The 13,257-nt window shown below is 52.1% G+C and carries 12 protein-coding genes; 11 read left to right on the top strand and 1 reads right to left on the bottom strand.

Going from position 1 to position 13,257, the window contains the following annotated elements:
* The first annotated feature begins 71 nt into the window (after window positions 1-71).
* Both ACN0XZ_RS07605 and ACN0XZ_RS07600 read left to right on the top strand, forming a co-directional pair.
* Window positions 72-1,703, top strand: coding sequence for a CTP synthase (locus ACN0XZ_RS07605; protein WP_417457135.1), 1,632 nt, complete (start codon window positions 72-74; stop codon window positions 1,701-1,703).
* Between the two features lie 130 nt (window positions 1,704-1,833).
* Window positions 1,834-2,622, top strand: coding sequence for a hypothetical protein (locus ACN0XZ_RS07600; RefSeq protein ID WP_417457134.1), 789 nt, complete (start codon window positions 1,834-1,836; stop codon window positions 2,620-2,622).
* Here ACN0XZ_RS07600 and ACN0XZ_RS07595 read toward each other — a convergent pair.
* Window positions 2,619-4,151 (bottom strand): M20/M25/M40 family metallo-hydrolase, encoded by a 1,533-nt coding sequence (locus ACN0XZ_RS07595; protein WP_417457133.1) that lies wholly within the window; start codon window positions 4,149-4,151, stop codon window positions 2,619-2,621. The genes ACN0XZ_RS07600 and ACN0XZ_RS07595 overlap by 4 nt on opposite strands.
* 148 nt (window positions 4,152-4,299) lie before the next feature.
* Between ACN0XZ_RS07595 and eno the strand changes: the two genes are divergently transcribed.
* The 9 genes from eno to lipA all read left to right on the top strand — a co-directional run bounded on the left by eno (window position 4,300) and on the right by lipA (window position 13,248).
* Entirely contained in the window at window positions 4,300-5,574 is a 1,275-nt protein-coding gene (eno, locus tag ACN0XZ_RS07590) for a phosphopyruvate hydratase (RefSeq protein ID WP_417457132.1), read from the top strand.
* A gap of 126 nt (window positions 5,575-5,700) precedes the next feature.
* Window positions 5,701-6,018 carry an FtsB family cell division protein gene (locus tag ACN0XZ_RS07585; protein ID WP_417457131.1) on the top strand — a complete coding sequence of 106 codons (318 nt, stop codon included), beginning with the start codon at window positions 5,701-5,703 and terminating at the stop codon, window positions 6,016-6,018.
* 149 nt (window positions 6,019-6,167) lie between these two features.
* The gene (pdhA, locus tag ACN0XZ_RS07580; protein ID WP_417457130.1) at window positions 6,168-7,199 is read left to right on the top strand and encodes a pyruvate dehydrogenase (acetyl-transferring) E1 component subunit alpha; all 1,032 of its coding nucleotides are present in this window, start codon (window positions 6,168-6,170) and stop codon (window positions 7,197-7,199) included.
* Window positions 7,200-7,213: 14 nt separating this feature from the next.
* Entirely contained in the window at window positions 7,214-8,602 is a 1,389-nt protein-coding gene (locus tag ACN0XZ_RS07575; protein WP_417457129.1) for a pyruvate dehydrogenase complex E1 component subunit beta, read from the top strand.
* Window positions 8,603-8,618: 16 nt separating this feature from the next.
* Window positions 8,619-9,947, top strand: coding sequence for a pyruvate dehydrogenase complex dihydrolipoamide acetyltransferase (locus ACN0XZ_RS07570; protein ID WP_417457128.1), 1,329 nt, complete (start codon window positions 8,619-8,621; stop codon window positions 9,945-9,947).
* 11 nt (window positions 9,948-9,958) lie between these two features.
* Window positions 9,959-10,318 (top strand): cupin domain-containing protein, encoded by a 360-nt coding sequence (locus tag ACN0XZ_RS07565; RefSeq protein ID WP_417457127.1) that lies wholly within the window; start codon window positions 9,959-9,961, stop codon window positions 10,316-10,318.
* A 1-nt stretch (window position 10,319) separates the two neighbouring features.
* Window positions 10,320-11,717, top strand: coding sequence for a dihydrolipoyl dehydrogenase (gene lpdA, locus ACN0XZ_RS07560; RefSeq protein ID WP_417457126.1), 1,398 nt, complete (start codon window positions 10,320-10,322; stop codon window positions 11,715-11,717).
* Between the two features lie 8 nt (window positions 11,718-11,725).
* Window positions 11,726-12,337: a DUF5655 domain-containing protein gene (locus ACN0XZ_RS07555; protein WP_417457125.1), complete on the top strand. Its 612-nt coding sequence runs from the start codon at window positions 11,726-11,728 to the stop codon at window positions 12,335-12,337.
* Complete coding sequence (lipA, locus tag ACN0XZ_RS07550) at window positions 12,337-13,248, top strand: lipoyl synthase (protein WP_417457124.1); 912 nt, start codon at window positions 12,337-12,339, stop codon at window positions 13,246-13,248. Before ACN0XZ_RS07555 ends, lipA begins: the two co-directional genes overlap by 1 nt.
* Window positions 13,249-13,257 lie beyond the last annotated feature (9 nt).

Genomic DNA, 13,257 nt, shown 5'->3' with positions numbered 1-13,257 from the left:
GTAAGAAATTGAATTATCCCGGCCTTGGCCGTTGGATCGCTGTGTGCTTTTTGGGATATTAGAGAGGCTTCATGACGCGTTATATTTTTATCACCGGTGGTGTGGTTAGTTCGTTGGGTAAAGGGTTGCTGTCTGCGTCGCTAGGCGCTCTGTTGCAGGCTAGAGGCTACTCTGTGCGGCTACGGAAGTTGGACCCGTATCTGAACGTCGATCCGGGAACAATGAGCCCATACCAGCATGGTGAGGTATATGTAACAGACGATGGCGCTGAGACGGACCTTGACCTGGGCCACTATGAGCGCTTTACCGGTGTTGCATCACGCCAGAGCGACAATATCACCTCGGGTCGCATCTATCAGCAGATCATTCAGCGTGAGCGTCGTGGTGATTATCTTGGCGGCACGGTGCAGGTGATCCCGCATGTAACCGATGCCATTAAAGAGTTTGCGCTGGCTGAGCAGGATGGCATCGATTTCATGCTGTGCGAAATTGGTGGTACGGCTGGGGATATTGAGGCTGCTCCATTCATGGAAGCGATACGTCAACTATCAATTGAGCTTGGCAAAGGTCGTTCGATCTTCGTACACCTCACGCTTGTTCCATACCTTGCTGCAGCGGGTGAGCTGAAGACAAAACCAACACAGCATAGCGTGAGAGATTTGCGCTCGATAGGGATTCAGCCAGATATTCTCGTTTGTCGTTCGGAACATCCTATTCCTGACGGAGAGCGCCGTAAGATGTCGCTTTACTGCAATGTGTCAGAAACAGCGGTTATTCCAGCCCTTGATGTGGGCACCATCTATGAAGTGCCGATTTCCTATCATAAGGAGGGGTTGGACGTAGAGGTGTTGAAGGCCTTCGGTTTGGCGCATTCACAAAAACCTGATCTTGCGCCATGGGAAGACATTGTTGACCGCATCAAAAACCCGGAAGGTGAGGTTACGATTGCGGTTGTTGGCAAATACACCGGCCTGAAAGACGCCTACAAGTCCCTCAACGAGGCTATTATTCACGGCGGTATCGCCAACCGCGTGAAAGTAAATATTGAGTGGTTTGAATCGGAAGTGTTCGAGCGTGATGACGCTATGTCTCGCCTTGAGAATGTGCACGCGATTTTGGTGCCGGGCGGCTTCGGCAAACGTGGCACTGAAGGCAAGATTGCTGCCGCGCGCTTCGCACGTGAGCGCAATATACCGTATTTTGGTATCTGCCTTGGTATGCAGATGGCAACAATTGAGGCTGCGCGCAACCTTGCGGGTATAACTGATGCAGGTTCCACCGAGTTCGAAGAGCAAAAGAATCCGGTGGTGGGTCTGATCACCGAATGGGTGCGCGAAGACGGTAGTGTTGAAACCCGCACCGAAGATACCGACCTAGGTGGTACCATGCGGCTTGGCGCGTACGACGCGCGGCTGAAAGAAGGGTCTCTTGTCGCGGAGATATACGGGAAAACCGAAATATCCGAGCGCCATCGTCACCGTTATGAAGTTAATATCGGTTATGTCAAACAGCTTGAAGAGGCTGGGGTGTTGTTCTCTGGCATGTCTCCTGACGGTGAGCTACCAGAGATAATGGAAATCCCCGGTCACCCCTGGTTTGTCGGCGTGCAGTATCACCCCGAGCTGAAGTCCAAGCCATTCGATCCACACCCACTCTTTGCCAGCTTTGTGGAAGCGGCTCTAAGGCAGAGCCGTCTGGTTTAGTCGGTCTAAATAACTGATTTTCGTGGAAAAGGAGGCATTCGGCCTCCTTTTTGCATTCTGTTTCCTAGAGAGAGCCAAAACCGGTAGAATATGCCTACGTAGGCTAAGGGTAGACAGGGAATAGCTTGTTATGATTCGTCAGATTTCGGTGTTCGTCGTTGCTGCATCATTGTTTATGACACCTGCGCATGGCGCAACGGATGAGGAACGGGCTGCGGAAGCTCTTCAAAACGCTCAAATAATGGTGGCAGACTTTGCAAATGAGCGTGATGAAGCAACGCTCGAGCGAATTGACCGCAGCGTGGAGCGCGTTTGGCAACAACTGATGGAATATTACGGCATGGGGAGTGACCTGGTGCCTCAGCTTGCGCTCCTTCGGGCCCGCAGCGCCAGCGCAGAAGGTGATAAACATCGTACGGTTCCGGCATGGCAGTTGGCTATTCAATCCAACTCAAGCATTTCTCCCGCATTTGTGTTGGGATTGAACATTGAAGCGGCACACGCTGCTGCAAAAGTGGGGGACTACGACGCATCCGCCCGTTTCTTTGCCGCGGCCCGTGCCTATGCATTTGTGCGGGGCGAGCAAAGCGAGGCGGCTCGCCTTCAGATGCGGGTCACCGAACTACAGGTCTTGGGGGGGACAATGCCGTGGCGGGATCTGAGTGATGCACTTACCGACCTTCGCGATTTTTCAGAAACCTTCCCGATGTGGACATTGCCCAGACTTGAGGCGCTGTTGAGTGAAGGAGAGATCCGGCTTGTGAACCAACCAGAAGGAAACGAGAAGCGTGGCGCGCTCTCCACCCTCAAGGCGGAAATCCTATTGATGCAGAAGGGCATGAATTTAAACCTGCCTGCCACATTCACCGCTCGCATCAGGGCTTTCTTCTACGCGCTTGAAGACAACTACGACCTTTAATCCTCAAGGCCGAATTGCGTCAAAACAGCTGCATAGATCTCAATGGCATCCCACAGGTTCTGAAGCCTTAGGTTTTCGTTTCTGCCGTGCTGATTATTGTCATGGTTCGCTATGGGGAGCAGGATGATGGGCGCGTCTAGGGCCTCTTCAAACAGGTATATTGGTAAACTCCCTCCCATGGTGGGGGTTAGCAGCGTTGGTTTTTGGTCTACAGAATTGAGAATGGTGATCAGTTTACGGGCCGTTGGGCTGTCCAGATCGCTTCTAAATGCACCGTAGCCGCCATCTACCCATTCCACCTTTAGCACCTTCTCGTGTTGTTTGAGCTCTTCATCTGTTGGTGTGTTTGCAGTCAACCAATACCCTTCAGTTTCAAAAAACTTGTTTAAAGTGGCGATAACGCGCTCTGGTGTTTGCGCGGGCACCAGACGCAGGTTTAGCGACGCTGTAGCGCTAGGCATAATGATGTTTCTGGATTTGCTTCCTGTGCCACCACCTTCAAAACCCTTAACAACGATAGCAGGCGACATGATGAGCTCCTCAAGCCGTTTGCCACCACCGTCGGTATCGCCAAGGGCCAACTCGTCTTTCAGGGCATCATCCATCTGGGGTAAGGAGTCAATCGCAGCCTGTTCGGCGGGTGTGATACCCCGAACATCGTCCAGATAACCGGATACAATAATGCGGCCTTCTTCGTCTTTCATCTTTGCGAGCAGATGAATGAGCCGATCATTTGGATTCGGTGCCCAGTTGCCATAATGGCCGCTATGGAGCGGACGTTTGGGGCCATATGTGGTGAGATGAACAGTCATGGCACCGCGAACACCGAAGACGAGTTGCCGCTGACGGCTTTGATGCATTGGTCCATCGCAGAATAGCAAGAGATCTGACTGGAGCTTCCCGGCGTGCTCCTCAAGGATTTTGTCGAGGGTAGGGGAGCCAGCTTCTTCCTCGCCGTCCAAAATCAGTTTGATATTGACGCTTGGTGTGACCTCAGAGATTTCCAATGCGTCGATGGCTGCCATCAGTGCAATGACCGGCGCTTTGTCGTCACCGGCCGAGCGCGCAAAAATACGCCACTCTGGGTCAAAACCTTCTCCGGCTTTGGGCCATGGGACTATATTTCCCCCGTTTTCTATGGTGTTGTCGCGCAGTGTTGGCTCAAAGGGCGGGCTTGCCCAGTTCTCTGCGGCAACGGGCTGACCATCAAAATGAGCGTAAATGAGTACGGTTTTAGTCGCTCCTGGGATCGTCTTTTCTGCGATGATATAGGGAGCCCCGCCCGCACTTACCGTCTCAGAGGTAAAACCACGGCTGGCAATATAGTCGGTGATCCATCTGGCGTTTTTGTCCATGTCAGCCCGGTTCGCGGCCACATTGGGAAGGCTCAGTAGATCTCGGAAATCCTCCACGATTCGGTGCGCGTTATCACCGATATAATCTTCAATCGATTTAGAAGCACCGGACGCAAATACGGCCGAACTTGTGGTGAGTGCGCATATTATCCCAAAGCTCAGTAATGATTTCATGATTTCCTCCCCATATCGAACGACTTTAGCAGCCGGATAGCGTTTTTCCAGCCTGTCTGCGTCGAAACCTTGCACCTTTGCGATGGAAAGGGTAACAATCCGCGCGTAATTTCTTGTTTTCTCCATTTGAGCATTTAAGGACAAGCCAATGAGCGCGATCATCGATATCATCGGCCGCGAAATCCTCGATAGCCGCGGTAACCCCACAGTAGAAGTTGATGTAATTCTGGAAGATGGTGGCTTTGGCCGCGCGGCAGTGCCGTCAGGTGCATCAACTGGCGCTCACGAAGCTGTTGAGTTGCGTGATGGCGGCGGGCGCTATCGCGGCAAAGGTGTACTGAACGCTGTTGAAGCGGTTAATGGTGAGCTTTTCGATGCGCTAGTGGGGCTTGATAGCGAAGACCAGTTGGCAATTGATCAGGTGATGCGCGAACTCGACGGCACAGAGAATAAGAGCCGCTTGGGCGCGAACGCGATCCTGGGTGTCTCACTCGCTATTGCCAAGGCGAGTGCTGACAGTGTTGGATTGCCACTCTACCGCTATGTGGGCGGACCTAACGCTCATGTGCTTCCTGTGCCCATGATGAATATCATCAACGGTGGTGAGCACGCAGATAACCCCATTGATGTGCAAGAATTTATGATCATGCCCGTGAACGCGGAAAGTGTTCGCGATGCAATCCGCATTGGCGCCGAGATTTTCCACGAACTGAAGGCTAAACTTCACGCCGCGGGTCACAACACAGCGGTTGGTGACGAGGGTGGTTTTGCGCCCAACTTGAATGGTACTGTTGATGCGCTTGATTTCATTATGGAAGCGATCAAAAGCGCTGGTTATGCGCCGGGTGAAGATGTTTATCTGGCGCTTGATTCTGCGTCTACAGAGTTTTTCCATGACGGGAAGTATATTCTGAAAGGCGAGGGCAAAGAGCTCGATAGCGCTGGTCTCGTCGATTATTACGCTGACCTCGTTTCCAAGTATCCGATCATCTCGATTGAAGACGGCATGGCTGAAGATGACTGGGACGGCTGGAAGATGTTGACTGACCGTATCGGTGACAAGGTTCAGCTTGTTGGCGACGATCTGTTTGTTACCAACCCTGTGCGCCTTGCTGATGGTATTGCCAAAGGCGTAGCGAACTCCATCCTCGTTAAAGTGAATCAGATTGGTACTTTGTCTGAGACCATGAAGGCCGTGGACATGGCTCACCGCGCTTCTTACACTTCCGTGATGTCTCACCGCTCTGGCGAAACGGAAGATGCAACGATTGCCGACCTGGCGGTTGCCATGAACTGTGGGCAGATCAAAACAGGTTCGCTTGCTCGCTCTGACCGGTTGGCGAAATATAATCAGCTTATCCGTATTGAGGAAGAGCTTGGCGCGAGTGCGGTGTACGCTGGGCGCTCCATCCTGAAAGGCTAGTTTCTCCCTTACTCATGTAGCGCCAGATATGGCGCTACATCCATCTTTGTCAGTACTCCAAAAAACTTCGTTTTTTGAGTGTGATTATTCTTGCCTACCTGATTCGCATATGAGATGATTCGAATCATGAAACGAGTCGGAAAAATATCGCGGTATCTTGGGCAGGCCTGGTTGGCAGGTGTTTGGCTGTTTCTGTTCGGATATTTCGCGTTTCATGCTTTCCAAGGCGATAATAGCATCGCTGCACTCAAGCGGCTTGAAGCGCAGGAGCTTGAGTTAGCTCTTCAGGCTGAGCAAGTTGCTTCAGTGCGTCAAGCTCTTGAAACGCGCACCAAGAAGTTAGCTGGAAAAACGATCGACCCAGATATGCTGGAGGAGCAGGTGCGGTTACGCCTTGGCTTTACACACCCTGACGAGGTTGTGGTTTTTATTCCGGCTGATTGATAATTAACTAATTATAAGTTAATTTATAATTTGGTATATTTTTCAATAATTTAGACCCTATTGCAAAATCCGGAAAACGGCGTTATCCATTAGGCCATACACGCTAGCGCGATGGGCACCCCGCCCACGACCTTTTCTGGAAGGCCGATATGACTACAAAGAAGACTACGAAAAAGTCGACGGCTGCAAGCCGCCGCCGCAACACTGGTCCGGCGCTTTATGACGCGTCGAACGACGAACTCATTGAATTCTACCGCCAAATGTTATTGATCCGCCGCTTTGAGGAAAAGGCCGGGCAGATGTATGGCATGGGCTTGATTGGTGGTTTCTGTCACCTCTACATCGGCCAAGAGGCCGTGGTGGTTGGTATTCAGACCGCTTTGAAAGAGGGTGATTCTGTTATTACCGGTTACCGTGAGCATGGTCATATGATCGCTGCTGGTGCAGATGCAAAAGCGGTAATGGCTGAATTGACCGGTCGGTCAGGCGGTTGCTCTCGCGGTAAGGGCGGCTCCATGCATATGTTCGACCCGGAGCGTGGCTTCTATGGTGGTCACGGTATCGTGGGCGCGCAGGTGTCCTTGGGTACGGGGTTGGGTTTCGCGGCTAAATACCGGAAAACGGATAACGTTTCCGTCGCCTACTTTGGTGACGGTGCTGCAAACCAGGGGCAGGTGTACGAAAGCTTCAATATGGCACGTATCTGGGATCTGCCGGTGATCTATATTATCGAGAACAACCAGTACGCCATGGGTACGAGCGTCAGCCGTTCTTCGTCACAGGTTGAACTTCACCGCCGTGGTGAAAGCTTCAAGATCCCGGGCAAGCAAGTTGATGGCATGAACGTGCTTGAGGTACGTGCTGCGATGGATGAGGCTGTTGCTCACTGTCGCGAGGGCAAAGGTCCTTTCATTCTTGAGATGAAGACGTATCGCTATCGGGGTCACTCTATGTCTGACCCAGCGAAGTATCGCTCCAAAGAAGAAGTTCAGAAGATGCGCGCGGAACATGACGCCATCGATCAGGTCAAACAACGCATTCTGGATGCTGGTTTGATGGATGAAGCTGCGCTTAAGGATCTTGATAAAGAAATCAAGGCGCTGGTGGCAGATGCTGCAACTTTTGCAACAGAATCGCCCGAACCTGAGCTTTCCGAACTTTATACTGATGTGCTGGCGTAAGGGAGCATCCTACCATGGCTATTGAAATTACCATGCCGGCCCTGTCTCCCACGATGGAAAAGGGCACACTTGCCAAATGGCTCGTGAAAGAAGGCGATAGCATCGAATCCGGTGACGTGATCGCGGAAATCGAGACTGATAAGGCGACCATGGAAGTGGAAGCTGTTGATGAAGGTGTGATCGCCAAACTTGTCGTTGCTGAGGGCACAGACGATGTGCCGGTCGGTGAGTTGATCGCGATTGTTGCCGAAGAGGGCGAGGACGCAGACAATATTAGTGTATCCAAAAAGCCCGAAGCAAAAACTGAGGAAGCGCCAAAGGCCCCGAAAGAGGACCCGGATGAGCAGGAAACGGTTTTTGCAGGTGCTGTTGTAAGCGCTGAAAACCTTAAAGATCCTGAAATCCCATCGGGCACCAACATGGTGAAGTTGACAGTGCGCGAAGCACTTCGTGATGCCATGGCTGAAGAAATGCGCAAAGACGGTGATGTTTTTGTCATGGGCGAGGAAGTGGCAGAATATCAGGGTGCTTATAAAGTGACCCAAGGCCTTCTCGACGAATTTGGTGCTGATCGTGTTATCGACACACCGATCACCGAGCATGGTTTTGCGGGCCTTGGTGCGGGTGCCGCATTTGCGGGCCTCAAGCCGGTTATTGAGTTCATGACCTTTAACTTCGCGATGCAGGCAATTGACCACATTATCAACTCGGCGGCCAAAACCCGCTATATGTCTGGCGGCCTGGTTGCGTGCCCTATCGTTTTTCGGGGGCCTAACGGCGCGGCAAGCCGTGTTGGCGCGCAGCATAGCCAAAACTATGCGTCCTGGTATGCCAATGTTCCCGGTCTCAAGGTTATCGCCCCTTATGATGCGGCAGATTGTAAAGGCCTGCTGAAAGCAGCGATCCGCGATCCGAACCCGGTTGTTTTCCTTGAAAACGAACTGATGTACGGCGAAAGCTTTGAGGTGCCTGAGCTGGATGACTATGTGTTGCCAATTGGTAAAGCGCGTATTTTCCGTGAAGGCAGCGATGTCACGATCGTGTCCTACTCCATTACTGTTGGTGAAGCACTTAAAGCTGCTGATAAGCTGGCGGAAGAAGGCATCAATGCAGAGGTTATTGACCTTCGCACCATTCGCCCGCTTGATATCGATACGGTGATTGAGAGTGTGAAGAAAACCAACCGCTGTGTTGTTGCGGAAGAAGGTTGGCCACAATGCTCGGTCGCGAGCGATGTATCCGCTCAACTGATGGAAAAGGCCTTTGATTGGCTGGATGCGCCAGTGACCCGAGTGAATAGCGCTGACGTGCCGCTGCCTTACGCGAACAACCTGGAAAAAGCGGCAGTGGTAAGCGCTCAGGACATCATCAAAGCTGCGAAAGCAGTTTGCTACGCTGATTAGATAGGGAGCTCTGACAATGGCTATTGAAATTTTTATGCCAGCACTGTCGCCCACCATGGAAAAGGGTACGCTCGCTAAATGGTTGGTAAAAGAAGGCGACACCGTTGAAAGTGGTGATGTGATCGCGGAAATCGAAACCGATAAGGCGACGATGGAAGTTGAGAGCATTGATGATGGCACGGTTGCCAAAATCCTGGTGGATGAGGGTACTGATGATGTTCCTGTAGGCCAGATTATAGCAATGCTTGCGGAAGAGGGCGAAGATGTTTCTGACATCGAAGCTCCATCTGAAAGCAAACAAGCTGCTGCGCCTGAAAAAGAGCCAGAGGGCAACAAACTAGAGGATAAGAAGGACGAGGAGAAGCCTTCCAAATCTTCCTCTGATGACAAATTTGCGGAGGGCGAGAGCAAGCGATCGAAAGCTGATGGTGAACGTATCAAGGCGTCCCCGCTCGCGAAGCGTATCGCAAGTCAGGAAGGCCTTGACCTCGAGGCGCTTGAGGGCACAGGCCCTAACGGACGGATTGTCAAGCGCGATATTGAAGCTGCTCTTGAAAAAGGTGTTGGTAAGGCAGGTGAGGCTTCACCTGCGAAAGAAGCTGCGAAAGCACCTGCCGCCCAAGCCGCTGCGCCAGAATATGGGCCTCATGCAGATATTCCGTATCGCGAGGAGCGCTTGTCTGGCATGCGGAAGACGATTGCGCGCCGCCTGACAGAATCAAAAACAACGGTGCCGCATTTCTATCTCACAATTGATTGTGAGCTGGATAAACTCCTCGCGCAGCGTAAAGAACTTAATACCAAGCTCGCAGACAGTGGTGTGAAGCTCTCGGTGAATGACTTTATCATCAGAGCAACGGCCCTTGCGCTCAAGAAGGTTCCTGCTGCGAATGTTCAGTTCGCTGGTGATAAGATGTACTGGTATGAGCGGGCTGATATTTCAGTCGCGGTCGCCATTGATGGCGGTTTGGTGACGCCAGTCGTGCGCGGGGCCGATAACATGGGCCTGACGGAAATTTCAAACACCGTGAAAGACCTCGCAACACGTGCCCGCGACGGCAAGCTGATGCCTGAGGATTATGCGGGCGGTACCTTCTCGATTTCCAATCTGGGTATGTTTGGTATTCGCGAATTCAGCGCGGTCATCAATCCACCACAGGGTGCTATTCTCGCGGTTGGCGCGGGTGAGCAGCGTGCGGTGATCAAGGACGGTGCTGTCGCTGTTGCGACTGTGATGAGCTGCACCATGTCATGTGACCACCGGGCGATTGATGGTGCGGTTGGCGCAGAATTCCTCGCGGCGTTCAAAGGGTATATTGAAGACCCGATCACCATGCTGCTTTAAGGAGCAATTGGATGGAAGCGATTAATCTAAAAGAAAAGCTCGGCCTGTTCAGCGACACATGGACCCCCAAGATTGTTGGTAACGTAGATGATAATCACGTCTACCTGGCCAAACTTGAGGGGGATTTTATCTGGCATGCGCATGATGACCAGGATGAGATGTTTCTTGTTGTCGATGGTCGCTTCCGACTGGACTTCCGGGACCGTGAGGTTTGGGTGGAACAGGGTGAGATGATCGTGGTGCCGAAGGGCGTGGAGCATAAGCCATATGCTCCCGAGATTTGCAGCGTTCTCATCATTGAAAAAGCGGATACGGACCATACCGGCGGTATCGATGACCCGCTTCGCAAAGAAAATCACGAACGGATTTAAGATGTCTCAGAGTTTTGACCTTGTAGTAGTTGGTGGTGGGCCTGGCGGGTATGTCGCGGCGATCCGCGGTGCCCAGCTCGGCATGAATGTAGCCTGTATCGAACGGGAGCACCTTGGCGGTATTTGTTTGAACTGGGGCTGTATTCCCACGAAGGCGCTGCTTCGCTCTGCTGAGGTCCTGCATCTGGCGAAACACGGTGCCGACTTTGGTCTGAAGATTGGTCAGATTGAGTTTGACCTCGAGGCTATCGTTAAACGTAGCCGCGGTGTGGCGTCACAGATGAACGGCGGCATCAAATCGCTGCTGAAGAAGAACAAGGTTACCCACATTGAGGGTGAAGCGAAGGTCGCGGGCCAAGGCAAGCTCACAGTTAAAGGCAAGGACGGTAAAAACACCGAACTGACGGCTAAAGAGATCATTATTGCAACCGGCGCACGGGCGCGCGAGTTGCCCCACCTCAAAGCAGATGGCGAGTTGATCTGGACCTACAAACATGCCCTAACGCCAAATGTGATGCCGAAGAAGCTCTTGGTAATCGGCTCTGGCGCCATCGGGATAGAATTTGCCAGTTTCTTCAATGAACTGGGCTCAGACGTCACCGTGGTCGAGATGATGGACCGGGTTCTTCCTGTTGAAGATGCTGATATCTCAAAGTTTGCCGAGAAATCGTTTAAGAAACAGGGCATGAAGATCAAAACCCACGCCTCTGTAACCGAGCTTAAAAAAGGCGAAAACAATGTGACATGCGTTGTTGAGGCTAAAGGCAAAAAAGAAGAGATCACGGTCGACCGGGTGATCGTTGCCATTGGCATTACAGGCAATATTGAAAACCTTGGTTTGGAAGACGTTGGTATTAAAACCGATCGTGGTCATATCGTTACTGATAAGTGGGGCCACACGGGTGTGGATGGTTTCTGGGCTATTGGTGACGTTGCTGGCGCACCTTGGCTTGCGCACAAGGCTAGCCATGAGGGTGTGATTGCGGTTGAGAAGATTGCTGGCGTAAAAGGCCTTCACCCCATGGATAAAGGCAATATTCCTGGCTGTACATACTGCAGGCCGCAGGTGGCTTCAGTTGGCCTCACTGAAGTCAAGGCGAAAGAGCAGGGCTTTGATGTTCGTGTAGGCAGTTTCCCGTTTATCGGTAACGGGAAGGCTGTTGCGCTTGGCGAGCCTGAGGGCCTTGTTAAAACCATCTTTGACAAAAAGACCGGCGAGCTTCTGGGCGCGCATATGGTGGGCGCTGAGGTGACGGAGATGATCCAGGGCTATGTGGTTGCGAGAACGCTTGAAACAACAGAAGCCGAGCTTATGCATACGGTATTCCCGCATCCAACTCTTTCTGAGATGATGCATGAAAGTGTGCTGGACGCTTACGGTAGAGCTATACATTTCTAGGGGCTTTAATGCGCTTAAAGGTACATCCGGTTGTATCCCATATGAAGGCCATGCTGGCGAGCATGAAAGCCCGTACGGGTAAATCACCGGATGACTGGGCAACAATTGTCCTGCGCTATGGCGCGACGGATGTAAACAAAGCGGCTGCTCAATTGAAAGCTGACTATGGCCTTGGGAAGCCAACTGCATGGTTGCTGGCCAGTCGCGCGCTTGGTGAAACGCCGGAAGATTATGATGAGGCAGCCTATCTGTCTGCGGCAACCGATCTTTTCAACGCGCAGTTTGCTGGGAAAAAGGCGGAGCTGGCGCCTATAGCACAAGCACTTGCCACTGAGGCCACGTCGCTGGGCGATGATGCTAGGGTAAGCCCCACTAAGACCATGGTGCCCTTCTATAGACATCACGTATTCGCTCAGGTAAAAGCTGCTACGCAGAAACGGGTGGATCTCGGCTTGGCATTGAAGGGTTGCGATGGCCCGATTGACGAGCGCCTTAAGCCTACTGGTGGCGCAGCAAAAGGCGACCGCATCACTCATGTGATTGGGATATTCGCGCTTGCTGATATCGATGACCAGTTGAGAAAATGGCTGAAGATCGCCTACGAGTTGGATGAGAAGTAATGAGCACGAACGACAAACCAGAGTATCAACGCAAACCAAACTGGATCAGGGTAAAAGCCCCGGTTAGTAAAGAGTATGCGGAAACACGCAAAATGATGCGTGACCTGAAGCTCCATACGGTTTGTGAAGAAGCGGCTTGCCCCAATATCGGTGAATGCTGGAAACAGAAGCATGCCACTATCATGATCCTGGGGGATACCTGCACGCGTGCATGTGCCTTTTGTAATGTGAAGACCGGTCGGCCCATGACCGTTGACCCGCTTGAGCCAATGAACACTGCGATCGCATGTGCTGAAATGGGTCTCAATCATATCGTGATCACGTCCGTTGACCGGGATGATCTTGATGATGGCGGTGCGCGGCAGTTCGTTAAAGTTATCGAGGAGCTGAGAAAACGCAGCCCCAAGACGACGATCGAGATTTTGACACCCGATTTCCGCAACAAACCCGGCGCTATTGAAATGGTGGCAGAGGCACGGCCTGATGTGTTTAACCACAATTTGGAAACGGTGCCGCGGAACTACCCCAAAATCCGACCCGGTGCACGTTACTACCATAGCCTACGCCTGCTTGAGACTGTGAAGAAAGTCGACCCTTCCATCTTCACCAAATCAGGCATCATGGTTGGTTTGGGTGAGGAACGTATGGAAGTGAGCCAGGTTATGGATGATATGCGCATGGCGGATATCGATTTTATGACCATTGGCCAATATCTCCAGCCAACACCACGGCATGCGAAACTGGAGCGTTATGTCACTCCAGATGAGTTTAAGTCATATGAACGTATGGCGAAAGGCAAGGGTTTCCTGTTGATTTCCGCGACACCGCTAACGCGGTCAAGCTATCATGCGGGCGATGACTTTGCGCGCCTGCGGGCGGCACGTGAGGCTCGACTTAAGGCTGCCGAGTAACTGACCACA

It is taken from the genome of Kordiimonas sp. (assembly GCF_048264555.1).
GTDB lineage: Bacteria > Pseudomonadota > Alphaproteobacteria > Sphingomonadales > Kordiimonadaceae > Kordiimonas.
The sequence above is the reverse complement of the archived record's forward strand: the minus strand, read 5'-3'. Positions and strand labels throughout refer to the sequence as shown.